Annotated in this window: 25 protein-coding genes; 6 read left to right on the forward strand and 19 right to left on the reverse strand. The window is 66.1% G+C overall.

Annotated features, from left to right (window positions below; all coding sequences use genetic code 11):
- Positions 1-16: 16 nt before the first annotated feature.
- The 5 genes from C3E77_RS00320 to C3E77_RS00340 all read right to left on the reverse strand — a co-directional run bounded on the left by C3E77_RS00320 (position 17) and on the right by C3E77_RS00340 (position 4557).
- On the reverse strand, positions 17-1396 hold the full coding sequence (locus C3E77_RS00320; RefSeq protein WP_108392846.1) for an FAD-binding oxidoreductase: 1380 nt from the start codon (positions 1394-1396) through the stop codon (positions 17-19).
- A 117-nt stretch (positions 1397-1513) separates the two neighbouring features.
- The gene (locus tag C3E77_RS00325) at positions 1514-2683 is read right to left on the reverse strand and encodes an AI-2E family transporter (protein ID WP_108389831.1); all 1170 of its coding nucleotides are present in this window, start codon (positions 2681-2683) and stop codon (positions 1514-1516) included.
- A 148-nt stretch (positions 2684-2831) separates the two neighbouring features.
- Entirely contained in the window at positions 2832-3344 is a 513-nt protein-coding gene (locus C3E77_RS00330) for a CarD family transcriptional regulator (protein WP_108389832.1), read from the reverse strand.
- Positions 3345-3429: 85 nt separating this feature from the next.
- Positions 3430-4080, reverse strand: a complete 651-nt coding sequence (locus tag C3E77_RS00335) for a TetR/AcrR family transcriptional regulator (RefSeq protein ID WP_108389833.1) — start codon at positions 4078-4080, stop codon at positions 3430-3432.
- Positions 4081-4185: 105 nt separating this feature from the next.
- A complete protein-coding gene (locus C3E77_RS00340; protein ID WP_108389834.1) occupies positions 4186-4557 on the reverse strand; it encodes a hypothetical protein in 372 nt (123 codons plus the stop codon).
- Positions 4558-4768: 211 nt separating this feature from the next.
- Between C3E77_RS00340 and C3E77_RS00345 the strand changes: the two genes are divergently transcribed.
- The gene (locus tag C3E77_RS00345) at positions 4769-5824 is read left to right on the forward strand and encodes a M23 family metallopeptidase (RefSeq protein ID WP_108389835.1); all 1056 of its coding nucleotides are present in this window, start codon (positions 4769-4771) and stop codon (positions 5822-5824) included.
- Between the two features lie 170 nt (positions 5825-5994).
- On the opposite strand, the gene C3E77_RS00350 is transcribed toward C3E77_RS00345, so the two are convergent.
- Together C3E77_RS00350 and C3E77_RS00355 are read right to left on the reverse strand one after the other, a co-directional pair.
- Positions 5995-7278: a coiled-coil domain-containing protein gene (locus tag C3E77_RS00350; RefSeq protein WP_108389836.1), complete on the reverse strand. Its 1284-nt coding sequence runs from the start codon at positions 7276-7278 to the stop codon at positions 5995-5997.
- Between the two features lie 54 nt (positions 7279-7332).
- A complete protein-coding gene (locus C3E77_RS00355; protein WP_162924862.1) occupies positions 7333-8034 on the reverse strand; it encodes an HAD hydrolase-like protein in 702 nt (233 codons plus the stop codon).
- Between the two features lie 276 nt (positions 8035-8310).
- On the opposite strand from C3E77_RS00355, the gene C3E77_RS00360 reads away from it, so the two are divergent.
- The gene (locus tag C3E77_RS00360) at positions 8311-10518 is read left to right on the forward strand and encodes an alpha/beta hydrolase-fold protein (protein WP_108389837.1); all 2208 of its coding nucleotides are present in this window, start codon (positions 8311-8313) and stop codon (positions 10516-10518) included.
- 28 nt (positions 10519-10546) lie between these two features.
- Here C3E77_RS00360 and nucS read toward each other — a convergent pair whose 3' ends face one another.
- Entirely contained in the window at positions 10547-11242 is a 696-nt protein-coding gene (gene nucS / locus C3E77_RS00365; RefSeq protein ID WP_108389838.1) for an endonuclease NucS, read from the reverse strand.
- Between the two features lie 103 nt (positions 11243-11345).
- Complete coding sequence (locus C3E77_RS00370; protein ID WP_108389839.1) at positions 11346-12590, reverse strand: MFS transporter; 1245 nt, start codon at positions 12588-12590, stop codon at positions 11346-11348.
- 154 nt (positions 12591-12744) lie between these two features.
- On the opposite strand from C3E77_RS00370, the gene C3E77_RS00375 reads away from it, so the two are divergent.
- Entirely contained in the window at positions 12745-13824 is a 1080-nt protein-coding gene (locus C3E77_RS00375; RefSeq protein ID WP_108389840.1) for a LacI family DNA-binding transcriptional regulator, read from the forward strand.
- A gap of 9 nt (positions 13825-13833) precedes the next feature.
- On the opposite strand, the gene C3E77_RS00380 is transcribed toward C3E77_RS00375, so the two are convergent.
- From C3E77_RS00380 to C3E77_RS00425, 10 genes are all read right to left on the reverse strand, one after another.
- Complete coding sequence (locus C3E77_RS00380) at positions 13834-14928, reverse strand: FUSC family protein (RefSeq protein WP_108389841.1); 1095 nt, start codon at positions 14926-14928, stop codon at positions 13834-13836.
- Between the two features lie 104 nt (positions 14929-15032).
- The gene (locus C3E77_RS00385) at positions 15033-15602 is read right to left on the reverse strand and encodes a GNAT family N-acetyltransferase (RefSeq protein WP_108389842.1); all 570 of its coding nucleotides are present in this window, start codon (positions 15600-15602) and stop codon (positions 15033-15035) included.
- A 58-nt stretch (positions 15603-15660) separates the two neighbouring features.
- Entirely contained in the window at positions 15661-16314 is a 654-nt protein-coding gene (locus C3E77_RS00390; RefSeq protein WP_108389843.1) for a response regulator, read from the reverse strand.
- Positions 16311-17486 (reverse strand): sensor histidine kinase, encoded by a 1176-nt coding sequence (locus tag C3E77_RS00395; protein ID WP_162924863.1) that lies wholly within the window; start codon positions 17484-17486, stop codon positions 16311-16313. The genes C3E77_RS00390 and C3E77_RS00395 overlap by 4 nt, the downstream gene beginning before the upstream one ends.
- A gap of 112 nt (positions 17487-17598) precedes the next feature.
- On the reverse strand, positions 17599-18471 hold the full coding sequence (locus tag C3E77_RS00400; protein WP_108389845.1) for an ABC transporter permease: 873 nt from the start codon (positions 18469-18471) through the stop codon (positions 17599-17601).
- Positions 18464-19396: an ABC transporter ATP-binding protein gene (locus tag C3E77_RS00405; RefSeq protein WP_108389846.1), complete on the reverse strand. Its 933-nt coding sequence runs from the start codon at positions 19394-19396 to the stop codon at positions 18464-18466. Before C3E77_RS00405 ends, C3E77_RS00400 begins: the two co-directional genes overlap by 8 nt.
- Positions 19397-19483: 87 nt before the next feature.
- Entirely contained in the window at positions 19484-21307 is a 1824-nt protein-coding gene (locus C3E77_RS00410; protein WP_418288049.1) for a glycoside hydrolase family 15 protein, read from the reverse strand.
- A gap of 109 nt (positions 21308-21416) precedes the next feature.
- A complete protein-coding gene (locus C3E77_RS00415; protein ID WP_108389847.1) occupies positions 21417-22313 on the reverse strand; it encodes a glucose 1-dehydrogenase in 897 nt (298 codons plus the stop codon).
- Between the two features lie 61 nt (positions 22314-22374).
- Positions 22375-22941, reverse strand: coding sequence for an RBBP9/YdeN family alpha/beta hydrolase (locus tag C3E77_RS00420; protein WP_108389848.1), 567 nt, complete (start codon positions 22939-22941; stop codon positions 22375-22377).
- A 69-nt stretch (positions 22942-23010) separates the two neighbouring features.
- Complete coding sequence (locus tag C3E77_RS00425) at positions 23011-24324, reverse strand: MATE family efflux transporter (protein ID WP_108389849.1); 1314 nt, start codon at positions 24322-24324, stop codon at positions 23011-23013.
- A 246-nt stretch (positions 24325-24570) separates the two neighbouring features.
- Between C3E77_RS00425 and C3E77_RS00430 the strand changes: the two genes are divergently transcribed.
- From C3E77_RS00430 to C3E77_RS00440, 3 genes are all read left to right on the forward strand, one after another.
- Positions 24571-25143: a sugar O-acetyltransferase gene (locus tag C3E77_RS00430; protein WP_108389850.1), complete on the forward strand. Its 573-nt coding sequence runs from the start codon at positions 24571-24573 to the stop codon at positions 25141-25143.
- 110 nt (positions 25144-25253) lie between these two features.
- Positions 25254-25613: a VOC family protein gene (locus C3E77_RS00435; protein WP_108392852.1), complete on the forward strand. Its 360-nt coding sequence runs from the start codon at positions 25254-25256 to the stop codon at positions 25611-25613.
- A 196-nt stretch (positions 25614-25809) separates the two neighbouring features.
- On the forward strand, positions 25810-26163 hold the full coding sequence (locus C3E77_RS00440; RefSeq protein ID WP_108389851.1) for a VOC family protein: 354 nt from the start codon (positions 25810-25812) through the stop codon (positions 26161-26163).
- The last annotated feature ends 62 nt before the right edge of the window (positions 26164-26225 follow it).

The raw sequence follows: 26225 nt of genomic DNA on the forward strand, positions 1-26225 counted from the left end.
TTCAGCCCCGATGCGGTCAGAGTGACAGGTCAGGAGGGATGTTGTGGTTGCGCCGGAACAGGTTCTCCGGGTCATACGTGTGCTTGATCGTCACGAGCCGGGCGAGGGTGTCGTGCGGGTACAGCCGGGACGGGTCCTCACCGTTGCGAGCGGTCGAGAAGCCGCCGTACGTGCCCTGGAGGTAAGGTTCGAGCCTGCCCCAGAGCTTATGGGTGCGCTCGATGGCCTCAGCCGGCGCGTCAGCCGGCAGGAACGCCGCGGAGATGATGAGCGCCTCGCTGTCACGGAAGGCGAAGGCCGTGGCATCGTTCGGTACCCGGTTGAAGGCGCCGGTCAGGCTCCTGATCATGAGTACGGAACCGCCCAGCTCCGTGTACACGCCGGCGAGCAGGTCACTGAGCTCGTCGCTTAACTCACGGGCGAAGGCGTTGTGGGTGGCGATCGTCACTCCTTCGGGCGGGTGTGCCTCTCCGAGCACAGCGGAATAGGGCTGGGGTGCGATGTCGTCGCCGTTCAGTCCGGGTAGAGCGCGAAGGGGAGCGATAGCCGCCTCGGCAGCAGGTACGTCATCGCCCGCGTAGCAAACGACGATCTGCACGCCGCCCGGCATTCCCGGAAAGTCCGGCATCGCGAGGAAGGTCGAGTTGAGGTTTTCCGGCGCCTCGCGCATGATGCCGCTCCACCCGGCCAGCAGTTCGGCAAGATCCCCTCCGGCGAACTGCAGCGTTCCCGCGATGACACGGCTCATCGGCTGGGCAGTGAAGGTAAAACTGGTGACCACCCCGAAGTTGCCTCCTCCGCCACGAAGAGCCCAGTACAGGTCCGGGTTCTCGTCGGCGCTCGCCCGCACCTGTTCGCTTCCGGCGGTGACGACGGATGCCTCCACGAGGTTGTCAACGGTCAGGCCGACCGTTCGGACCAGCCAGCCGATACCCCCGCCGACGCCGAGGCCGCCGACTCCGACCGAGACCGTGTCACCCGAACTGAGCGAGAACCCCTCGGCTCCCAGCGCCGTCGCGACGTCCCCCCACACGGCACCGGAACCGATGCGCACGAGTCCCCGAGAGGGGTCGAGAACCTCGACCCGGTTGAGGCGCCGAAGATCAATGACGAGGCCGCCCTCGTTCGAACTGAACCCGCTCGAGCTGTGGCCACCACTGCGGATCGAAAGCTCAAGTCGGTGCGATCGCGCGAAGGCTACGGCCACACCGACATCATCAGCGTCAGAGACCTGCACCACGACCGCGGGTGCGCCGACTAGGCCGTAGAAGTTGCCGTACGTAGCGCGTGCCGCCTCATAGTCCGGGTCGGCTGGCACAATTACCCGCCCGGTAATGGACTGGATGAGGTCAGCAATAGCGTCAGGGTGCAGGGAAGAAGAGTCGACCGTCGTCATGATTGCGCTCCACAGCGTCAGGATTTCGGTCGAGTTTTCTCCTGACGGCGCGAGTCGTCAAGGGCTCTGGCGCTGGTTCTCGGCATGTTTCTGCCAACCTCGCGCGCCGGAAAACGCCTAGTGCGCTGTCGCCCCTGGGCCTGCCGGAGTCTTTTTTGCGTCCTGCAGGGGGAACACGACCTTCTGCACGATGATGATGGCCGACGCGGCGACCGGAATCGCCACGAGTGCACCGAGGATGCCGCCGATCGCGCCGCCACCGACCGCCGCGATCACGACGATCGCTCCCGGCACCGCAACGGCGCGGTTCATAATCCGTGGGCTCAGCACATATGCCTCGATCTGCATGTAGACGAGGTAGTAGATTCCGGCGATGAGCGCCGTCAGCGGGGAGACGAAGAGGCAGATCAGTGTGTTGATGATCGACGCGGTCAGAGTCCCGACGAGGGGGATGAGCGAGCCGAGGAATGCGATGACAGCGAGCAGGAACGGCAGCGGCGCACCGATGATGGACAGGAAGATCAGGCTCAGGATGCCGTTGACGAGCGCGAGCGAAACCTGGCCGACGACGTAACGGCCGACAGCACCGGTGATCTCCTCGGTGATCTGCGCGAAGTTCACGCGGCGGTACGCGGGCACGAACCGGTATGTGATGCCCTTCATCGATCGGAGCGACGCGAGGAAGTACAGGGTGAGGATGAGGACGATCGTTGCGCCGGTGACGCCGCTCGCGACGCCGGCACCGACCGCGGCGATGCCGCCACCGATGGCGACGAGGTTCTTGGGGTCACTGATGAAGTCGATTGCGCCCGAGATGCCGCCCTGGATGCTGAACGTGCCACCGAACGCGTTCTCGAGGTCCTTGATGAGGGCGCTGTTGGTCAGGTCCTTCTCGAGCTTCGGCAGGTCGTTGATGAGGTTCGTGCCCTGGTTGATGAGCACGGGGATCACCGCGAAGAGCAGCCCGGCGAACACGCCAAGCACGGCGATGACCACGAGAAGGATAGCCAGCGCCCGCGGTATCCGCTTCTCAAGCCAGGTCACAAGCGGGTCAAGGCCGAGCGCGAGGAACAGGGCGACACCGATGTAAATCAGGACGGTGCTGAGCTGGCCGATCACTCCACCGATGAGCAGGGCGGTGAGGACGCCGAGGCCGCCGACGAGGCCGATCCGAAACGCATTGATGCTGAAGCCGGGAGCACCACCGCCCGTTTGAATGGCGATGTCGGGCTTGAGGTCGCTCGTCTCCGTGGTTGTCCGGCTCGACCGCTGGCGCGCTTTACGCATGGTTCACTGCCCCCCATTGCCACGGTGCCCGGCGAGGTGCCGGAAGTGTGACGCTTTCCTGAGTCAATCGTGCCCCAACACGCGCCAGGAACCTACCGGCTCGCCGAAGATGCAGGGCGGGCCGATCGGTTCAAGGGGACGGGAAGGCCTACGCCTGGGGTACAGCAGCCTCTGCGTGTGCGCTCGCGAGAACCTTCTCCAGGGCGGCGGATGCCTCTTCCGGCGTGAACTTCTGGGCAAGTGCGAGCTCGGACTCGAGGATCTGGCGCGCCTTCATCAGCAGTCGCTTTTCACCGGCCGAGACGCCGTGGTCCTGGTCCCGGCGCCACAGGTCACGGACGACCTCGGCCACGCGGTACACGCTGCCACTGGCCATCTTCTCCTGGTTGGCCTTGTACCGGCGCGACCAGTTGCCCGGTTCTTCGACGAACGGCTCGCGCAGGACATCGGAAACGGCCTGGACGCCTGCAGCGTCGATGACGTCGCGGACGCCGACGAGTTCGGTGTTGTCGATGGGCAGCTTGATGACGAGCTCGCTGGTGTGAGCGCTGAGGGTCATGACCTTCTTCTCAACACCCTTGATCAGCCTGGTGGAGATTTCGGTGATGGTGACCGCGCCGTGGTGAGGGTAGACGAGTGTTTCTCCGACGGTGAAATTCATTTCCGGTGTACCTCTTTTTTCAATCGGTCCTTCAACGAAGGACAACGTGGATGCCGGTCGGCGCGGTGAGCGACCGGTCGGGGATTCAGCAAAACTGGGGTTCGACGAGCGTTCCCGGCAGGAGCCGCACGAGCTCATCCACCAGGTCGTCGTCGGAGATCGAGTCCCGGCCCTTCATCGTCGAACCGATGAGGGTGAGTGCTCCGCCGGCCACGAACGTCGCGGTGAGTTCGGGCCGTGGTCCTGACAGGCCGCCGAGCGAGTCGATCGAGTCGAGCCAGAGGCCCGCATAACCGTTCACGACCTCGTCGTACGCCCGTCGAGACAGGGAGAGGTCGAGAACACTCGCGTAGACCGGGTAGTGCTTGACCATGTGCGTGAGGAGCCGGCGGTACCCGTCGCGGGCGGCGTCCTGCCGGCTGTCGGCATCCGTTCGGATCACATCGGCAACGGATGCCCTCACTTCAGCGAGCTGCACGTGCAGGTATTCACGGGCCAGGTCATCGAGGCCGCTGAAGTGGGCGTAGAAGGAACTGCGGCTGATGGCCGCTGCCCGGACGATGTCGCTGACGGTGAGCGGTGTGGTCCTGCCGGTCGCGAGCGACTCGACGGCTGTGAAGATTGCCCGCCTCGTTTTCTCGGCGCGAGGGTCGGACTTGAGAATACGTTCCGACCCCGGAATGCGCTCAGAATTGAGAATGCGCAGGGACTCCATCGGGGTCTCTGCGCGTAACATCAGACCAGTCTACCACTTCTCGGACAGGTGTCCGACAATGTGCCGCCGCATCCGTGGTAATGAGCATCCCACCGGGTTCGAGCCGGTACCGCAGGGCCGCGAGCGTCAGTGTGTCGCCGGAGCCTCGTCGATAACACCGATGAATCCGCTGCCGATCCCGTCGACCTCAGAGCGGGCCATGCCGGGGCCGGGTTCCGGCAGTTCGTCCGGATCATGGTGTGAGCAGGTGAGGTAGGTGAACGCCGGCCACCACTTCTTCGGCCGTGCCGTCTCGGTGAAACCACAGACGTCACACCGGAGTTCCACCCAGACCGCCTTCTTGCCCGTGCGATTGGCGCGGGACTGGGCGAGCCAGGCCGGCGGTGTTGCGTCGAGCTCGTTGAGCTCCTGCTCGCTCATCCGCGAGGGGATGCCGTGGCGCACCGCCATTTCGAGCGGAATGTCCAGTCGCTGTGCGGCTTCTCTGCGTGTAACCATGTCGCCTAATGATAATCGGGCGGCTGTTGTGGACTCTCCACAGTTGCGGATTTTGTCCACAGTTGTGGGGCAAGCGATGAATTTCCCAGCCTGGGCCGTTAGTGTGGGTGGGACCCGTATGACGACTTCGGCCCTATCCTGTCGTCCGATCGAACCAACACTGCCCCGGCGCGCACGTTTTCCCTGTGCCCGTTGCGCGGCTGGAGACTACATGAGCGACCAGAACCCCGAACTTGCCCCCCAGGGCAGCACGGGTGACCCCGCTGGCTCAGCGGGATCCTTTCCCACCAGGGCGAGCCTCCGCAAGGCAGCAGGGCTGCGAGCAGCAGCAGCAGCGCCAGAGGCGAGCGAAGCCCGGACAGCGACCACTGAACTCGGCGAAAAGCCGGTTGCCCGCGTAGCGACACCGATCGCGCAGAAGCCGGCACCGAGCAAGCCGTCTGTGACCAAGTCCGCGCCCCACAAAGCCGCGACCAAGCCGGTCACGAGCGGATCGCGCTGGCGCAACATCAGGTCGACCGTCGTCATGGCACTCGTCGTTCCCGGCATTTTCGGAACCATAGCGCTGCCGGCGTACGCGTTCGAGACGACCCCAGACGCCACTGTCGCTCCGGTCCACGACACCGGCGCGCAGTCCCTCATCGTCAACGACTGGACCGCAGAGTCCGTGAGCCGCGACAGCTACTCGGCGACGTCGCCCGAAGAGCTTCAGGCGTCCAAGGCGGCACTCGCCGCTGCCGCCGCCGAGGCCGCGGCCGCCGCCGCGCGGGCTGCAAACAAGACGAACTCCAAGTCGAACTCAAACTCCTACTCCGACTCCACCGCTGTCGAGGAATACACCGGCCCTGCAGGCGCCTGGATCCGCCCTGTCGGCGGAAAGATCTCCTCGGCCTACGGTCCCCGCGGGCTCATCTGCAACGGTGCAGGATGCTCCAATTCCTTCCACGACGGTGTCGACTTCAGCGGCAGCTGCGGTACCCCGATCAAGGCAGTGTCAGCCGGACGTGTCACGTTCGTCGGCGCAGCCGGCAGCTACGGTAACCGCGTGATCGTCGACCACGGCGGCGGAGTCGAGTCGATTTACGGCCACCTGCAGGGCGGGTCATACCGCGTGTCTGTCGGCGACCTGGTCGAACCAGGCACCGTTGTCGCCGGGATCGGCGCCACTGGCGTCGTCACCGGGTGCCACCTTGACCTCAAGATCAGCGTCAACGGCAGCTTTACGAACCCCGTACCCTTCCTCGCGAACCGGGGCCTTCAGCTCTAGGAGTCAGAGCGTGAGCCTCTCGATATCGAGAGACAGTTGGCCTGGTCTGGCCACATGCCATGGCGAACCGCGATCGCCGGGACAACGGTCTCGGTCGTGCCTGAACCAATCGGCGAGTCAGTGAACCAAAGTCCTGGACTCGCTGGCTGGCATCCGTCAGCCTCGTAGCCTCAGCGCTTGAGCGGGGCCGTACGTGGCCCGGCGTCGTACCGGGCAAGGGCGTCAGCGTCCTGGGCGAGTCGTGACGCGCGCCGGGCCGTATCGAGCGCTTCGACAGGATCATCGGCGGCCTCAGCCAGCGCGAGTTGTCGTTGTGCCTCGGCCAGTCGGGTCCGGGCATCCGCGCCGACCCGTCCGCGGTTATCTTCGATGAAACCTCCCGCAACATCGAGGTGGCTCCTGGCCGAAAAGAGTGCACCGCGCAACGCTTCCCTGGCGTTCTCGATGCGCTGCTCCATGCTGCGAGCTGAGGCGAGTGCAGCGTCGAGGCGGGAGACGGCGTCGCGAAGTTCGTCGAGGCGAGCGAGCGGGTCAGGCAGCTGCCTGCGGTCGGTCACGAGAGCGATCGTCGCTGTGACGACATCCAGGGCCCGCGAAATTTCATCGGCGGATTCCGGAAGCGGCGCTTGATCGCGCCTCGCGGTCGCCTCGCTCACCGCCCGGCGGGTCTGCGCAACGGAGGTCGCAAGCTCGGCACTCGCTGAATCCAGACCGGATGCCGTTCGGTCCACAGATTCGAGGGCGTGCCTCGCCTTCAGCAGGTGCCCCGATGCACGTTCGATGTCGGCCGTTGCCGGTTCGTTCGACGCAACCCGGGCGCGGGATGCGTCGAGCGACGTCCTCGCCGCGGCAAGGGACTGACTGGCGGTGGTGACGGCGCCCTCGACACCGGCATACGTTCCAGGGGCATAGGTCTCGCTGAGCCGGTCGAGCGTTGCCTCGGCATCCGGCACCTGCGCTTCGGCCGCGGCAACCGCGATTTCGAGTTCGGCCAACTGCTCGGGGGCGGAGCGTTCGAGTGCGCGCATTCTGTCGAGGTTCGACGTCTGCCCGCTGACTTCTTCGGTGATGAGTCCGCACAGCTCAACAATGCGCTCGGACCAGCGCCGCCGCTGGGACTCGCTGTCCGGGACGGCATCGTGAAGTTGCTGGTGGAGTTCGAATGCTTCACGCAGGTGCGCCCGGCCCCGTGTCACCGCTCGCTGAAGTTCAGCAGCGGCGCTGTCGCCGAACTGGGCTCGAGCAAACTCTGCTTCGTCTTCAGCCTCCCTGAGCAGATCGTCGGCTCGAACGAGTTCGGCCCCTGCCGATTGCTCGATTGCCCGAAGCGTCGATACCGGATCAATGCCGCGCTGCCGTTGCTTTGCCCGCATGAGGCGAACGGCGAGAATCACAGCGACCGCTGCGCTGCCGAAGACAATGAGCGACGGGAGCCACCAGAGTCCGTTGAGCATGCCCCGAGTGTAGTTGGAGCCGGTGGGAGCCAGCCGAGAGCCAGCGCGGCTGCGCTAGCCGAGGAGCAGTTTGGCCAGCTGGTCGGTCGAGTGGACAACGGCGACCGCGTGCTCTGCCTCGGCCGGTGAGCCATAGCCCCATTCGACCAGGATCGTCGGGATGCCGTGAGCGGCGGCGCCTTCGACGTCGTGGTGACGGTCGCCGACCAGGACGACCTTCGAGAGGTCGACATCCTTGGCCGTCAGCCGCCGGAGTGCCTCCTCGATCACATCTGCCTTTGAGCTGCGAACCTCGTCTTCGGACGCGCCGCACAGCACGGTGAAGTATCGGCTGAGGGCAAAGTGATCGAGGACCGCCTGAACCTGCGACTCCGGCTTACTGCTCGTGATGGCGAGCGGAACGCCCTGCGCACAGAGAGTCTTGATGATGCCAGCGACACCCGGGTACACCGCCGAACCCGTCCAGGGCCCATCGACCGCTGAAATGGCACGGTAGACGATGAGGGCGTCCTGCGCCTCGTCGGGGGTCATGCCCGCGCGGTGCTCGAATGACTCGAGCATGGGCGGTCCCACCCACTGCAGCAAATCGGCTTCAGAGGGCACCGGTCGGCCGAGTTCTTCGAAAGTCTTGACCAGTCGCGCAACGATGCCCGGAGCTGAATCGGTGATCGTTCCGTCGAGGTCGAAGAGCACGCACGACCAGTTGCGGGTGACGACCGACTCTGTGCTCGTCAGTTCGGGTGAGGTAATAGACATAGGGACTCCATGATAGGCACTCCGTCGATCATCACAACAATTGCCTGACGGCTTACTCACCGGCGCACGCGACAACTCGTTCCGGCGCACGCGATAACTCGTTGACACGAAGCGACTCTGTTCGTACTCTGTGAACGTGCACAGACGCACCGCTGGTGTTGCTGCGCAGGTTCACAGAACAATGCCCGTCTCGTTCTGTGCACGTGCGCAGTCGGGGCTCAATTCGCTCCTGCGCGCTCGACCGAACCCCGTTGCTCCCCCAATGAAGTTGGAGAAATGACAACACTTACCCTTACCGCGCGCAGGATGACCGCCGTGCTCACCGCCGGGGTTCTCGTCGCCTCCGCGAGTGTCGCACTCACAGCCGCACCCGCGGCCGCGGCCCCGACAGATCAAACCGTATCGATCGACCTTGCGGGCGACTGGCAGTTCACGACCGGCGACGATCCCGCGTACGCCGACCCTGGCTTCGACGACAGTGCGTGGACGCCGATCACTGTGCCGGGCGACGGCACCCCCTTTGCCGATTACGACGGCTTCGGCTGGTACCGCCTCAGCTTCGACCTCCCGGCCGAGGCGAGCGGCGCCAATCTCGTGGCGTCTCTTGGTTTCCTCGACGATGTGGACGAGGCCTTCCTGAACGGTGTGAAGATCGGCGCCACCGGAGTCATGCCCCCGAACGCGAAGAGCCAATGGTTCGAGAAGCGGTTGTACCCGATCCCGGCCTCGGCCCCGGTCTTCGGTGGCGAGAACACGATTGCTGTGCGGCTCCACGACATGAGCGGCGGCGGTGGCTGGTACCAGGGCCCCGTCGGCATCTACTCGAAGGATGCCGTGCGCGAGAACGTCTACGGCATCGTTGGCGAGCCCGCGAGCGCCGATCAGGTCGCCGCGGTCTCCCGGGTGCTCGCCACCCAGAAGGCGGCCCTCGCGGCCGGGGACGTGGACGCCTACCTGGCCACCCTCGCCACCGACTACAACCACGACGGCCGCGACACCACGCGCCGCGCGGCTGAATTGCGCGGCTGGCTCGCCCAGTCGGGCACGCTGAACCTGGTCGACAGCGAGGTGGAAGTGCTGGTGCGCAACGGTGTACTGGTGGTCGACACCAACCGCACCATCTCCGGCACCCGCGGGGGAGCAGCTTTCGAGTTCCAGCCGAAGACTCAGCAGTTCCTCGAAATCGATGCGACGACGAACCTTGAGGGCGGCAACAACTCCCGCTTCTTCTCCGACTTCGTCGACTCCGCCCTCGAGGGCAAGCGCCGCGCGTTCCAGGTCTATCTTCCGCCGTCGTACTACACCCAGCCCACGCGCGACTTCCCGGTGGTCTACCTGCTGCACGGGGTCAACGGCGGGAGCAAGGAGTGGGAGCCACGCGACTTCGACGCCAGGCTCGACGAGCTGTACACGACGGGTGGCCTGGCCGAGTCGATCGTGATCATGCCCGATGGTGAATCCCTCTGGTACTCGGACACCGAGAGCTCTCCCTGGCGCAGCATGTTCCTGCAGGAGATGATGCCGCTGGTTGAGGCGGAATTCAACACTCTCGACGACCCGAGCTACCGGGCTCTCAGCGGCGTATCGATGGGCGGTTTCGGCGCCTTCTCGATCGGCCTGCAGAACCCCGAGCTGTTCAGCTCGATTGCCACCCACATCGGTTCGGTGAACTACACCCCGGTCGGCCAGACCCCGGTGGCCCTCGCCACCGCGATGACGGCGGAGCAGTTGACGCACTACAGCCTCTACTTCGACGCGTGCGAGTTCGACGAGTATCGCTTCGATGAGGGGGCGCGCAGCCTTGCCGGGGTGCTGACGTCGAAGGGCGTTCCGCATACCTGGGAGGTGTACCCGGAGGGGCGCCATAACGACGCCTGCTGGATGCCGCACATCGCCGACTCCTTCGGGTCGCACTCGGCGCACTTCCGGGCCGCGGGCCTGGTCGAGGCTCCCGTGCCTCCGGTTGACGCTCCCGTGCCCCCGGTCGACGTAACAGAGCCGCCGACCGAGGCGCCTGCGCCGCCGACCGCTGCACCCGTGCCGCCGGCCGAGGCGCCGGTCGCCGCGGGCGAGCCGAGCCTGGCTTCGTCCCTCCGAGGCGGGATCAGCGTGAGCGATAACACCCTCGCGACAGGCCAGACCTTCACGATCACGGTGGATGAGCGCAACCGCAACCGTTACGTGGCTGCTTTCGTCTACTCGAGTCCCGTGAGTCTCGGCGGCTGGAAGCTCGCATCCGCTGCCGGTGACATCTCGGCCACGCTCCCGGCCGGAATCGCTCCCGGCGCGCACCGGCTCGCGGTTCAGGACGCTGACGGCGCGGTGATCGGCTGGGTAGACATCACGGTGCTGGCGAACAGCCCTGCTGCACTCTCGCAGAGCGGCGCGGATATCGCTCCGGCACTCGGCGCCGGGGCGGTACTCCTGGCACTCGGAATATTGCTCGTAGTGCGTCGTTCACGCCGGGCGGGCCAGCTCGGCTAATGGAACGAGAGCTCAGTGGAGCGAAAGGTCAGAACAGGCGTCCGTCGGCGTTGTCGAGCCCGCGCATCGCGTCGTAGTCGAGAACGAGGCAGCGGATGCCACGGTCTTCGGCGAGCGTGCGTGCCTGCGGCTTGATCTCCTGCGCGGCAAAGACGCCCGAAACCGGGGCGAGGTGCGGGTCGCGGTTCATCAGTTCGAGGTAACGGGTGAGCTGCTCGACACCGTCGATGTCGCCGCGGCGCTTGAGCTCGACGGCGACAGACGCGCCATTCTCGTCGCGCGCGAGGATGTCGACGGGGCCGATGGCTGTCATGTACTCGCGGCGGACGAGGGTGTGGCCGTCGCCGAGGAGCTCAATCTGCTCGGCGAGGAGCTTCTGCAGGTGGGCCTCAACGCCGTCTTTCTGCAGGCCGGGGTCGATGCCGAGTTCGTGCGCCGAATCGTGCAGCACCTCGTAGATCGAGACGATGAGCATGTCGCCCGTTTTCGCGTGGGTGACCTTCCAGGTCTCCGTCACGCCGGCATCCGCCTGGTCAGAATCCGGCTCTCCGATGGCGAGGGTGCACGGAGGGCTCATCCAGTTGAGTGGCTTGTAGCTGCCGCCGTCTGAGTGGACGAGGAGGCTGCCGTCGCTCTTCACCATGAGCAGGCGGGTGGCGAGCGGAAGATGCGCCGAGAGTCGTCCGGCATAGTCAACGGAACACTTCGCAATCACCAAACGCACTCGAGAAGTGTAGCCCGGCCCGGAGGCCGCTTTGTGCGCTCGTCAGTCTCGAGTGTCGGGCCTCCGCAGGAAAACCCGCACCGTCGACAAACCAATCCGATTCTCAGGCGGAAGGTACCGGTGCCGCCGGCTCAGCTTTCCGCTCGCGCGCCGCGGGCGAGGCGAGCCCGGAGAGCACGACGAGCACCAGTACAACGAAGAGCGCGTTGAGCAGTCCGACCTGATCGCCGAGCAGGCCGATGAGCGGCGGTCCGACGAGGAACGCGAGGTACCCGATCATGGCGACGGCGCTGACCCGCGCCGCCGCGTTGGCGCCCTCCGCTGCCGCTGACATCCCCAGTGGGAAGCCAAGAGCGCTGCCGAGGCCCCAGAGAATGGTGCCACCGATGACGATCCACAGGTCAGCTCCGAGAATGAAGGCGAGCAGGCCGACCACCGCAGAGACGGCAGAGACCTGCAGCACCCGCACGCGTCCGAAGCGATCGATGAGCGGGCCTCCCGCCACCCGACCGACCGTCATCGCCGACACGAAAACGCCGAAGACGAGCGCTCCGGTGGGCTCCGTCAGACCGTGGCCCTCCACGCTGGCCAGGGCGAGCCAGTCGTTCGCGCTTCCCTCCGCGAAGGCCATGCCCAGCATGATGACGCCGATGAGGATGAGCCGCAGATCGGCCCAGACCGCGAGGCTCGACCGCAGCCTGGCCTTCCAGTCCTGCTTGTGGGAGTGCGCCTGGGCAGAGTCTCCGAGGTCCTCGCGAACGGGTACGTACCTCACAGCGATCACAACGGCGAGAGCGACGATAACCGCCATGGCGGCAGCGTGCCAGACCACCCCGATTCCGAGGGCGGATGCCGCTGCGCCGATGCCGGCCCCGATCACGGTTCCGACGCTGAAGAACGCGTGCATGAGCGGCAGCACGGTCTTGCCGAGTTCGGTTTCGGCCGCGGCACCCTCGACGTTCATCATCACGTCGACGCTGCCGTTACCGAAGCCGAACAGCGCAAGTCCGATGAAGACGAGCACCGGTGAGAACACCACCCCAGCACCGATGCCGATAATCGCGAGGCCGATCGCGACGCAGCCGAGGGAGAACACCATTCCGGTGCGGGCGCCGAAGCGGGCCATCAGCCACGCTGAGGCCATCAGCCCGAGGATCGAGCCGGCACTCATCCCGAGGATCAGGATGCCGATCGATCCGGTTGTGACGTCGAGGTTCTGCTTGATCTCCGGCAACCGGGCCGCCCAGGTGGCAATGCTCAAGCCGGACAGCGTGAAGATTACAAAGATCGCGTTGCGCCAGGCAACGAGTTCAGTGCGCGGGCGAAGGGCTGGTGCGTGGGGAGACATGGAGTTCCAGGAGGAGTGTGTGTTCAAGCGAGGAAGCGGGAGAACCCGGGAATCGAATCGATTCGATCTGCCGCTTCGCCTAAGCTAACCGCAGACAACACCGCCCGGTCAAGGCCGCAGTGCCCACCGATCAGACCGGCGATCGCGAGGACGAATGACCAACCAGCCAGCGGCATCCGCTTCGGTTCCACACGGTGGGCGCCCGACGCTCGCCGCTGTCGCCGCGCGTGCCGGGGTGTCGCCCTCGACGGCGTCGCTCGCCTTCAGCGGTCAGGGACCGGTATCGGATGCCACGCGGGAGAAGGTGCTGACCGCCGCCCGCGAGCTGCACTACGGCGGGCCTGACCCGCTCGCCCAGTCACTGCGCCGCGGCAGAAGCGGCATCGTCGGCGCTCTCATTCCGGCGCGAATCGGTGTCTCCTTTCGTGACCCGGTTCTGATCCAGACGCTCGACGGCCTCGCCGAGGAAATTTCGAGCATCGGTGCCGGTCTCCTCCTGATGCCGGACCTCGGTGAGGGTGTGGTCAGCGTGACAACGGCACCGGTCGACGCCGTTGTTCTCGTCGGGTGCAATGCGGATGCCGTCGAGACGCTCGATGTGCTCCGTCGCCGCAACATTCCCATCGTTCAAATCGAGGGGCCCGGCGACAATGGCGTCCTCACCGTGAGCGTCGATAACCGGGGTGGGTCACGGCAGCTGGCACAGCACCTCAAGGACCTCGGTCATTCGAGGGTTGCCCTGGTCACCCTCGGCCTCGACCGGGATTCCACGCCGGCCCCGCTCTCTCCTGAGCGCGAGGCACGGGCCACCGTCACGACGACCGTCGAGCGGATCGCCGGCGCCCGCGATGTCTATCCGGGTGTCTCAGGGATGACCGCCGGTGGCAGTCGCAGCGACGCCGGGCGTCAAGCGGCTCTTGTTCTGCTCGATGTCGACCCGGGGGAACGCCCGACCGCGATCATCGCCCAGAGTGACGTGCTCGCGGCCGGAGTGATCGCGGCTGCAGAGGAACTCGGTCTTCGCGTGCCGGACGATCTCAGCGTTGTGGGCTTCGACGGCATCCGGGTTGACGGACTCGAACGACGGCTCACAACGATCTGGCAGCCGTCACAGGGCAAGGGTGCGGCCGCGGGAAGGGCCGTCGTCGAGCTGCTCGCCGGTCGGTCCGCGGACCCCGTTGCCTTCGACGTGCGATTCCAGGCGGGCGACACGACGGGCCCAGCGCCGCACTGACCGCGCGCTCTAGGCCCGCTCGCCGTCCTGCACCATCACCGCGAGGATCCGGTTGAGGTCCATCGCAACAGCGGCAACGGGCGTGAGCGCCGATGGTGCGCTATCGGTCTGCTGGTCGATTCGAGCGGTGAGCGCGTCGACCGCCCCGCGTGCCGCCTCGACGGCATCCGCCACATCACGGTCGGAGTTCCGCTTCTTGAGGGGGTCCGCGACGGCATGGAGCGCCTCGGACAGCGGCTCTCGCAGCCGTTCAGGGACCTCGGAGTGGAACGGAGCATCCCAGATCGCGGCGGCGAGCACCTCGGTGAGGTCGCGCACGTGGAAGGTAATGCGCTCGAGGTCGGCGAGGTCGCGGTAGTCGTCGTCGAGGTTCCGTTTGTGGCGGCGCGCACGGGGGTTGCCCCTCCTGCTCTCGTCGGCCTTACCGACGGCCACACGAACGGCGGTTGCCGTCTCCGCGAGAGTATTACTGCGGCTCGCCCACCCCTCGTGCTCTGGGGGCCAGTTCTCGACGAGGGCATCACCGACCTCCTCGAGGTGCTTCGCGAGCAGGCTGCGGAACTGGGCGAGCTTGACGACGGCGCCGTTGAAGTTGAGCGGTGGCAGGATGAGGAAGTTCACGAGCAGGCCGACGGCTACCCCGACGCTCATCTGGACGATGTAGCCGATCGAGTAAGAATCAGCGTTCGGGCCACCGACGATGAGCACGAACAGCGCGGCAACGGGAACGTAATCGCCGCCGGTCGTCAGCCACTTGCTGCCGGCGATGAGCACACCTGCGCCGATCACGAGCGAGATCGTGACGACATTCGGTGCCGCAACGATGAGTACGATGGCGGCGAGCAGGATGCCGATGGCGAGCGACGCAAGCGTCTCGATGCTCGTCCTCAGTGAGCTCATGAGCGTCGGGTACATGCTGATCAGCGCCCCGAGCGGCGCGTAGTACGGGTATTCTTCCGCGACCCCCGGTACCAGGGGAGCGATCAACCAGGCGATGGCGACAGCGATCGAGGTCTTCACGGCGAGCAGGAACCTGGGGTCGCTTACCCACGCTTTGAGGCGCGCACCGGCTCTCTGCACCGGAGTGCGTGTTGCTGACGTCATTGGTTCATCATCACAAACCCCGCTGGGAAGGCAGCGAACTGCCTTCCCAGCGGCGAGCTGGGTCAGCCGAAACGGTTCCGGTTCGCTCGTTCACGGCACGCGGGTCAGCGATCCGTGGCTGACCATTCCCGGTCGAGCATGGCGTAGACGCCCGTGTCGCCCCACTCGCCCTTGACCCAGATGTCTTCCAGGTAGTGTGCCTCCTTGCGCATGCCGAGTCGGCGGCACAGGCGCACCGACGCGTCGTTGGCTGGGTCGAGCTTCGCGATCACCCGGTGGGCACCCATTGTGCCGAAGGCGAAGTCGACGGCGGCGCTCGCCGCCTCCGTCGCGTAGCCCTGGCCCGAGTAGTCGGGGTGCAGGATCCAGCCGACCTCGACACTCTGGTGCTCGGCGCTGTCGATGTTCAGGTAGATCAGGCCGATGACCTGCTGGTCGTCCCGTCGCTCGATGGTGGGCTGAATCCAGTCGCCCGAATTCTCCAGCCGCGATTTGGTCGCCGCCTCGGTGATCTTCTCTTCGATGGTGGCACGGTCGCGCGGTTCGTAGAGAAGATACGTGCAGACATCCTCACGGGACTGGAACGCATGGATCGGATCGATGTCGTCCAGGATGGGCATCCGCAGGGTGAGCCGCTCGGTCTGGATAGGTCGGGTGAACTCGGTCGCGCGCATGCCTCATGCTAACCAGCGCAGGTTCGGTCGGCCAGTGTCTGGTTCTCGGCGCCCGCGTTCAGAGCAGCCCGAGCTCCAGGGCGAGCGTCACGGCGCGGGTGCGGTCTGAAACGCCCAGCTTCTCGAAGACATGGATGAGGTGGGTCTTCACGGTTGCCTCGCTGATGAACAGCTGTTTCGCGATCGACGGGTTGCTGTGCCCAGCCGCAACGAGCCTGAGCACCTCGAGTTCTCTCGGGCTGAGCCTGGGACCGGCAGGCGCGGCTCCCTGTCGCATTCTGTCGACAAGCTTGGCCGCAATGGCGGGGGCGAGCACGGTCTGGCCGCCGACCACCGAGCGCACCCCGGCGATGATCTCGCCCTCCGGCGCGGCCTTGAGCAGGTAACCGCTCGCGCCGGCCTCGATTGCGCCGAGGATGTGGTCGTCCGATTCGTAGGTGGTGAGAATCAGCACCCGAGTGGCCGGCAGCGTAGACACGATCTGCGCGGTCGCCGCGGCGCCGTCCACCTCCGGACCGCTCGCGACGGGCATCCGCAGGTCCATCAACACGAGGTCGGGTTCGAGCTCCACGGCCAGCGCGACCGCTTCGGCGCCGCTCGCCGCCTCGCCGACGACCTCAATGTCATCGGCGAGGGAGAGCAGCGACGAGATCCCCGATCGCACGATGGGGTGGTCGTCGGCAACGACGACCCTGATCGGAGCATCGCTCATGCGGTTCTTTCCTTCGCGAGGGGGATGGTGACGGTGAGTTGCGTGCCCGCCGCTGTTCCGGCATCTGTCACGACGAGCGATCCGCCGACGAGCCCGACCCGGTCCTGCATGCCGCTGAGCCCGAAGCCGCGTTCGCCGTCTGGCTGGTAACCGTCGAGGCCCCGACCGTCATCGCTGACCCGCAGGCTGACGCCGTCGTTCTCCTGGAGCACGGTGACGGATGCTGTTCGCGCGTGCGCGTGCTTCCGAACGTTGGCGAGGCCCTCCTGGGCGCACCGCAGCAGCACGACCTCGATGTCGCGGGGGAGTTCGCCGAGGTCGACGTCGGTGGTGACGGTGACACCGGTTTCGCGCGAGAAGCGCTCGCCGAGGCGAGCGAGGGTGACGGCGAGTGAGGCGTCGCTCGCGGGAAGGCCGGCGTTGGTCGCCACGAGCGCTCGCGCCTCGCTGAGTGCGTCGCGGGCGGTGGACTCGATGAGCTCGAGGGTCGACTCCTGGGCGGGCTGCTCGCGGCGCGCCCGCTGGGCGAGCATGACGATGCTCGTGAGGCTCTGCGCGATGGTGTCGTGGATGTCACGGGCGATGCGTTCACGCTCGGCCGTGCCCCCGGCATCCCGGTGCAGCAGTTCGAGTTCGCCCTGTGCCGACTGGAGTTCCGCGAGCAGTCGCTGGCGCTCGTCGCCGTAGCTCGCGATGCTCGTGATCCAGAGTCCGAGTGCGAGGCTGAACGCGAGCGAGAGGCCGCCGACGAAGAGGGTCTGGACCAGCCCATCCACCCCACCGCCGAGACCGATGCCGAAGCCTGTCGTCATGACGATAGCGGCGCCGACGTTGGCGAGAACCGCCTGCTTCGTGGTCAGCGACACCACCCAGATCAGCGGAAACGCGATGGTCTGTGCGGTGATGACGTTGGGTTCGAACGCGGCACCGACCCCGACGATGACGGCGAGCAGCGCCTGAAAAGCGAGGCTGGGCGCCAGTGTCGGTGTCGGCCGTCCGCGGTGGCCGGCGCCGACGAGTCGACGGCCGAAGACGTAGTACGCGGCGCACAGCAGTGCGAGCGAGGCCAGTGCGGCCCACCCGTGGAAGCCGTCGGTGGTGTACACGACGGTGATCCCCACAATGACCGCGGTGGCGGCAACCGCGATATCCCACCACTTCGGATTGTTCACTGGACTACTCTCTCGCATCGCGACAGGGGCTGTTGACGTGGCGTTCGTGTGCCCGGAGCCGCCTCCACAATGGAGACGGCCCGCGAGCGTGATCCCGGCGTCCGGGTCGGGCTCAGCTGTCCTTACGGATCCAGCGGAACGTAAACCGGCAGAGCAGGAGCCCGACGACGCACCAGATCAGCATGATGATCGCAACCCAGTCGAGTTCCCAGCTGCCGTTTTGCTCGAGATCAGCGAAGCTCTCCGGCAGAAACACCGAGCGCATGCCCTGGGCGAGCCACTTGAGCGGGAACACGCTCGCGATGTTCTGCAACCACTCAGGCAGCATCGTGAACATGAGGTAGACACCGGAGATGAACTGCAGGACGAGCACGATGGGGATGACGACGGCCGTCGCGCTCTTGCCGGTTCGCGGCACAGCCGAGAGTGCAATGCCGAGGACGGCCGACGTGATGATGCCGAGCAGGTACAGCCAGGCGAAGCGCGCCCAAAGTTCGGGTTCGGTCGGCAGGTCGATCGAGAAGACGACGCGAGCGACCAGGAGCAGCAGCACGATCTGCGCGAGTGACGTGACGAAGACCTGCCCCATCTTGCCGATGAAGTAGCTGATCACCGGCAGCGGAGACCCGCCGAGTCGCTTGAGCGTTCCGTCGCTCTTCTCGGTCGCGATGTCGGTCGCGAGGTTCTGTACTCCCGAGAGCAGGATGCCCGCTGCGATCATTCCTGGCAGGTAGTAAGCGCCCTGCGTGATGCCGCCGCTGCCGTCGGGGTTCGTCCCGATCTTTCCTGACGTGCTGAAGGCTGTCGCGAAGATCGACAGCATCACCACGGGAAACAGGAAGGTGAAGAACACCTGGTCGCCGACCCGGAAGTAGGTTTTGACCTCGTATCCGATGCGCTTGATGCCGAGGCGGATGCCTCGCCCCGGCGGAAGCGCGGGGACCGGGTTCGCGACAGTCGGCCTCGTGAGGGTTGATTCAGACATGCGCTGCTCCTGTCGGTTCGGCCTGTTCCGTTGACTCGGCGTTGGCCGTTGCGACGAGGCCGAGGTAGATGTCTTCGAGGCTCGGCCGGATCACCTCGAGGCCCTGGGGCTCGCCTCCCGTACGTTCGGTCAGCGCCGTGACAAACGCGGCAGGCTCTGTGGTTCGCTCCTCGTGGAGCCCGGTCCCGTCGCGCCAGCGGACGACCGGTATGCGGGCGTCCGCGCCGCCGATCGAGCCGACCGTGCCGATCTCGACGAGTCGTCCTGCGGCGATCACGGCCACGCGATCGGCGAGCTGGGCTGCCTCGTCGAGGTAGTGGGTGGTGAGCAGGATCGTGGTGCCTTCGGCTTTGAGTGACCTGATCAGCTCCCAGAAGTGACGGCGCGCTTCGGGGTCGAAGCCCGTCGTTGGCTCGTCGAGGAAGAGCAGCTGAGGGCGACCGATGACACCGAGTGCGACATCGACCCGGCGGCGCTGGCCCCCGGAGAGCTTGCCGATGCGGGTCTTCGCCTTGTCGGTGAGGCCCACGGCAGCGATGACCTCGTCGACGTCCCGCGGCGACGGGTAGTAAGCCGCGAACTGCTCCACCTGTTCACGCACCGTGACGTGTGCTGCCTCAGCACTCGACTGCAGCACGATGCCCAGCTGGGCCTTCCAGGCCAGGTCGCCCTTCTGCGGGTCGATGCCGAGTACGCGCACCTCACCGCTGGTTCGGTCGCGGTATCCCTCGAGAATTTCGATGGTGGTCGACTTGCCCGCGCCGTTCGGTCCGAGCAGGGCAAAGGTCTCCCCGCGCTGAATGTCGAAGCTGACGCCGTTGACAGCGGTATGTGCGGGGTAGCGCTTCACGAGGTTCCGAACCTCGACGACGGGCGGGCCCGACGGTTCTGCGGATGCCTGTGGCAGGCTCGTCGAAAATGTCATGACTACAGGATCGCGCCGTAATCATCCCCGCAACAGTGGTGGCTCGGCTGATTCACAGGTCAACCGACCGGTTGATGCTTACGAACCTCAGCCGTCGAGCTCGCTGATCAGGATGGCGGTATAGATCAGCGACAGGTGACTGAGCCCTTGCGGCAGGTTGCCCGCAAAGTCCAGGGTGCCGGTCTCGATCATCTCGGAGTACATTCCGACATCGTTCGACAGCTCAACGAGCTCGTCCATGAGGGATTTCGCCTCGTCCATCCTGCCGACGCAGGCCAGCGCCCCCGCGCGCCAGAAGGCGCACGCGACGAAGGTGGCCTCCTCTTCCCGCATACCCGAGTACCGGTAGACGAGCGGACCGCTGCCCAGCTCTGCGGTGATCGCGTCGATGGTCAGTGACATCCGCTCGCCCCGATCGAATCCGCTCGGTGCGTGGAGCAGGATCGACGCGTCCAGCTCGTCGGAGCCGGGATACATCGTGTACGCCTGCCGGTCTTCCGACCAGCAGTTCTCGTTCACCCACTCGGCGATTCTGTCGCGTTCACCCTCCCAGCGCGCCGGATCGCCCGGGATTTGTCCAAGGCCGGCCAGGTGAACGGCGCTCGAGAGCGCCTGCCAGCAGCCGAGCTTCGAGGTTGTGTAGTGTCGTGCTTCCTCGAGTTCCCAGATGCCTGAATCGGGCTTTTGCCAGTCGTCGCAGGCCTGGTCGGCAACCGCAGCGAGCGATCGCCCGGTCTCGGCGTCGAGGATATTGCCCGCGTCGACGTAGCTGCGCATGACGTCGAAGAGGTCACCGTATGGGCCGAGCTGCAATTGGTGTTTGGCATCGTTGCCGCAGACGACAGGGCCCAGTTCGCGCCAGCCCGGCGCCTGGGTGTGGACGATGTCATCGGGAATCCGGCCATCGAGGGTATAGAAGATCTCGAGCTCTGGGCCGTGCTTGCGGATGGTGGTGAGCATCCACGACACGGCGGCCTGGCTCTCCTCGCGGAGGCCGAAGCGGATCATGGCCTGCAGCGTGTAGGCCACGTCTCGAACCCAGGCGAACCGATAATCCCAGTTCTTGCCGCCGTTGATCGTCTCGGGAAGGCTCGTCGTCGCCGCGGCGGCGATGGCGCCGGTCGGGCTGTGAATGAGGAGCTTGAGCGCGAGAGCGCTGCGCTCGACGGCATCCGACCACGGCCCCTCCCAGGAGAACTCGCGGGACCATGCCCGCCAGTTCTCCACTGTGCGGTCGATGCCCCGGTCGACGTTCCTCGGGTTCGGCGGGTGGACCGGTTCGCGTGACGTCCCGGAGACCGCAAACAGGTGGCGTGAGCCCTGGCTCGTGGTGAACGCTCCGTCGAGGCTGTGGGTGCCAGGCTCGTTCGGTCCGTATTCGAAGCCCGTGACCGACAGCATCACTCCGTCGACCCTGATTACCGGGCCGTGCACGGTCTGGTCTACCCACGGCATCGCGGTCCGGAGAGCGCGACCGGGTTCGACCGACCAGGTCATGGCGACTGTTCCCCGAACGCCGTCGATCCGCCTGGCCAGCTCGGTCCACGGCAGTCGGCCCGCCACACCGGTGACGAGCGCGTCTGTGACGCGGACGACACCGGATGCCGTCTCGAACGTCGTCTGCAGCACGTTGGTCCCAGAGACATACGCGCGGGTTGTCGTGAATGGCTCGACCGGCGAGAGCCTGATCCGTCCGCCGTCTTCGGCGTCGAGCAGTGCGGCGAAAACCGGGACCGAGTCGAGCGCGGGGATCGGCAACCAGTCGACGTCACCGTCGCGGGCGATGAGCGCGACGGTTCGGCCGTCGCCAATGCCGGCGTAACCGCGGAGGTCGGCGTAGCCGTTCTGGCGATCGAGTGCGCCGGCGCGGTCGATTGACGCTCCCCGCCCGGTGGACTGCTGTTCTGGCACTGTTCCTCCGATTGGCACTGTCGCTCCGATGGGCACTGTCGCTTCCGAAACCGAATGCCTGCCTCATACAGACGTGCCGCCCACCGGCTGGTGGGCGGCACGTCTGTGGTTACGGCGTCGGCATCCCGCCGTTGACGTGGAGGGTTTCACCCGAGACGTAGCTCGACTCGCCCGACGCCAGGAAGACGAAGGCGGGTGCGAGCTCGGCCGGCTGGCCCGGGCGGCCGAGCGGAGTGTCGGAACCGAAGTCGGGCAGTACCTCTGTCGGCTGGCCGCCTGCGGTCTGGAGCGGGGTCCAGATCGGGCCGGGCGCGACGACATTGACCCGGATGCCCTTGGGCGCGAGCTGCTGGGCCAGCGCCTTCGAGAACGTGTTGATCGATGCCTTGGTCGTCGCGTAGTCGACGAGGTTCTCGGACGGCTGGTAGGCCTGGATCGACGACGTGTTGATGATCGTTGAGCCGGGACCCATGTGCTTGAGCGCTGCCTTGGTGACCCAGAACGTGGCGTAGACGTTGGTCTTGAAGGTCTCGTCGAACTGCTCGTCGGTGAGATCGAGGAGGTCCTCGACGTGCTGCTGTTTCGCCGCGTTGTTCACGAGGATGTCGAGGCCGCCGAGTTCGGTGACTGCCCGCTCGACGAGCTCACGGCAGTAGTTGACGTCGGTCAGGTCGCCGGGGATGGCAACGGCGGTACGGCCGGCCTCCTCGATGAGTGCGACGACACCCTTGGCATCCTCTTCCTCTTCGGGGAGGTAGGCGATGGCGACGTCGGCGCCCTCGCGGGCGAACGCGATGGCGACGGCCGCACCGATTCCGGAGTCAGCGCCAGTGATGAGCGCCTTCCGGCCCTTGAGCCGGCCCGAGCCCTTGTAGCTCTTCTCTCCGCGGTCGGCCTTCTGGTCGAGGTCGGCGTCGAGGCCTGGTCCGTCCTGCGACTGTGCGGTGGTGTCGATGTCTGCGTACTTCTTGCTTGGATCTTCGAAGGTGTGCTGGTCGGGCGACATGGTGACCTTTCCTGCTTGATCGTGGAACAGCGCGGGAATTCAGCGCCGTTCTTCGATGGTGTCAGGGCACCCGCGAATGCATCATCCCGTTGACCACGGGAAGCAGTTCAGGTATGGAGAAGCAGCCTAAACGGTCTACAAAGTGACCAGCCCCGGGGACGATGGTGAGCGGTGCGGCGAGTTCGCGGGCGAGTTCTGCGGTGAACTTCGGAGCGACAGTTGTGTCGTTGTCCGAGCCGAACACGTGGCGGTGCTCGATGTTTCCTGCCAGGGAGTGCACGTCGATGGGAGGGGTGGTGAACGCGTCGAGCTGCGGCAGGTTCGGCAGCGGTGACACGAACCCGGCGACCAGGATGAGGCCGCGCAACCGCCACGGTCCAGGCATCCGTTCGAGGTAACGCAGCGTCGTGATGCAGCCGAGGCTGTGACCGATGAGGATCGTCTCGTCGTCGACCCGGCCGACCGTCGCCGCGAGGGCGTTCACCCAGGGTTCCGGTTCAGGGGACGTTGGGTTCGGCAGTGTGGCAACTCTCACAACGCCGGGTTCGAACTGTTCGACCAGCCACGGGAACCAGTGCCGGTCAGGAGCGGCGTTGTAACCGTGAGCAACGACGATGCGGGATGCCATGCGACGAGTCTGGCACCGTGGGCAGCGCACTGCGACCCGGATCAAGCGCCGGCGGTCCGCGGCTGCAGCTCAGACGCCGGTGCGCATCCACGCGGTCGTGCGTGCCCGCAGCCCCAGGGTGAGTGCGCGCGCCGCGAGGTAACCGAGCGTGAACGCGGCCGTCAGGAACGCCAGGCCAGCGGCATCCGTCGGTGCCGAGAGCTGAACCCAGAGTGCCAGCGGAACGAAACAGGCGAGGTTCAGGATGCCGGTGAGCGCGAGGTAACGCGCGTCGCCGGCGCCGATCAGCACGCCGTCGAGCACGAAGACGAATCCGGCGAGCGGGGCGCTGATGCCGAGCACGATCAGGCTCGGCACGAGCAGCGCCGCGAGGTCGGGGTCGCTCGTGAAGAGCAGGCCGGTGACGCCGGACGTGGCGATGATGACGAGACCGAGCACGATCCCCGATCCGACGCCCCAGGTCAGGCAGCGGCTGAGAACTGCGCGCACCCCTGTGGTGTCGGCAGCACCGAGTCCCTTGCCGATGAGCGCCTGCGCGGCGATCGCGAGGGCGTCGAGCACGAAGGCAGTAAGGGTGAACATCGTCATGACCACCTGGAAACCCGCGAGCTCCCTGGTGCCGAGTCCCGTCGCGACGAAGGTGGCCAGCAGGATCGCGGCGCGGAGGCTCGCGGTGCGCACGAACAGCCAGCCCCCGGACATCGCCGAGCCCGAGATGCCCTCGCGGTGCGGCCGGATGCTGGCGCCGGTGCGGCGGGCGTGGCTCAGCACAACGACGAGGTAGACGGACGCCATGCCCCACTGCGCGACGACGGTGCCGATCGCCGAGCCGGCGATGCCGAGGCCGAGCAGGTAGATGAAGACGAAGTTGAGCGCGATGTTCGCGGCGAAGCCGATGCCGGCGACGTAAAGCGGGGTCCTCGTGTCCTGCAGGCCGCGGAGCAGTCCCGTTGCCGCGAAGACGAGGAGCATCGCCGGGATCCCGGCCATCGAAATCGAGAGATAGACGGATGCCTGCTGCGTGACATCCGCCGACGCACCGAACGCCGAGAGGAGGATGGGGGTCGCGGCCACTCCGGCGAGACCGAGTGCCGCGCCGAGGCCGAGCGAGAGCCACAGCCCGTCGATGCCGACGGACACCGCGCCGCGCTCGTCGCCCGCGCCGAGACGGCGGGCAACGGCGGGGGTCGTCGCGTAGGCGAGGAACACCATGAGGCCGATGATGGTCTGCAGTACGGCGCTCGCGAGGCCGAGGCCCGCGAGTGGTGTCACGCCGAGGTGGCCGATCATTGCGGAGTCTGCGAGGAGGAAGAGCGGTTCGGCCACGAGGGCGCCGAGCGCCGGGACGGCGAGGCGCAGGATGTCGCGGTCAACCGTTTTCACTTTTCGAGCCTACGGGAGACCGGGCGGGGGTTCGCTGTCCTGGTGGGTCCTTGCTCGGCCAGAAAGGGTTGTTGTCGGCGCCGTTGTGCGTTGCTCGGACAGATAGGGTTCAACTTCGGGTGATCGAGCGACCGTGTGTGTCCGAGCAGCGCAACGAACGACTGTTTATTGCCCCGTGCTCATTCCGCCGACGTAGTCTGGCAGCAACGGCTGGCTCCCTGGACCAGCCGAGGAAAGGTGCCCATCATGGATCTCGACGACCTGCTCCGTGCACTGAACTCCGGTGAAACCATCGCCGGCAATTCTCCGCTGCATCGGGTGATGCACGATGTCAGCCAGGAAGCGCTGCGCATCACCGCTGAGCTCAACGGTGGCTATCACGAGCCTGAACAGGTTCGGGCTTTGCTCTCGGTCCTGACCGGCCGGCCGATAGCCGCGGGCGTGACGGTCTTTCCGCCTTTCTCCTCCGACTTCGGCAAGAACATCAGGCTGGGGGACAGGATTTTCATCAACAGCGGATGCCGTTTCCAGGACCAGGGAGGAATCACCATTGGTGACGACTGCCTGATCGGCCACAACGCGGTATTCGCCACGCTCAACCACGACCTCGACCCGGCTCGTCGAGCGGACTTGCGTCCGTCGCCCATTCGAATCGGACGCAATGTCTGGATCGGCGCCAACGTCACGGTCCTTCCGGGTGTCACCATCGGCGACAACGCCGTCGTCGGAGCAGCATCCGTCGTGACCCGCGACGTGCCTGATGACGCCGTCGTTGTCGGCTCACCGGCGAAGGTGGTTCGGACCGTTTCCTCGCCGTAGGGGCGATTGGATGGGTTCGCGGCGCGAACGGAACCGTGCGACTGCGCGGCACCTGCATGTCGAACAGCCGGGGCTTCCGCTCCCCGGCCCCTCGTCGTATCCTCGCCGACATGATCGGAGAATTTCGCAGCGTCGTGCTCGACTGCCCTGACGCCCGTTCCCTGGCGTCCTTCTACGAGGAGCTGCTCGGTATGGAGCGCATCATCGACCGTGACGACTGGGTTGCCCTGCAGAAACCCGAGGGCGGCCCGCGGGTGTCATTCCAGCAGATCGAGGACTACAACCCGCCGAAGTGGCCCGGCCAGCTCGTCCCGCAGCAGTTGCACATTGATGTGACCGTCGACGACATGGCCACCGCCGAGCAGCGCGTGCTCGCCATCGGGGCCACCGACACTGGCTACCGCGAAGACGACTTCCGGGTCTTCCTCGACCCGGCAGGCCACCCGTTCTGCCTCGTCGCGGACAGCTGACGAGTAGCGCGATCGCACGGACGGGGTTTGCTCGGCCGGAAAAGGTCAGGTTTCGGGCGGTCGAGCGACCGGTTGTCGCCAAGCAGCTCGTCGAGCGACCGTTTGTGGCCGAGCAGGGCAGGGCAGGGCAGGGCAGGGCAGGGCGGGGCAACGGGAGGGCTTTCGCTGCCCGAACTCTCGTCGTATCCTCACGGACATGATTGGTGAACTTCGAAGCGTCGTGCTCGACTGCCCTGACCCCGACTCCCTTGCCTCGTTCTATGAGCAGCTCCTTGGCATGGAGCGCATCATCAACGAGGACGACTGGGTAGCCCTGCAGAAGACCGGCGGCGGAATCAGGGTCGCCTTCCAGCAGGTCGACGATTACACGCCGCCGCAGTGGCCGGGACAGGTGGTCCCGCAGCAGTCACACTTCGACATTCGTGTCGACGACCTTGACGCAGGGGAGGCACAAGTACTCGCGATCGGTGCCCGTGACGCCGGCTACCGCGAAGACGATTTCCGCGTCTTCCTCGACCCGGCCGGTCACCCGTTCTGTCTCGTGAGCTAAGCACGGCCCGGCGCTGGGCGGTCCTGGTGCCACTGACACATCACGCTGTCCGCCAGGTCCGG

The sequence above is a fragment of the Mycetocola zhujimingii genome (genome assembly GCF_003065425.1).
Taxonomy (GTDB): domain Bacteria; phylum Actinomycetota; class Actinomycetes; order Actinomycetales; family Microbacteriaceae; genus Mycetocola_A; species Mycetocola_A zhujimingii.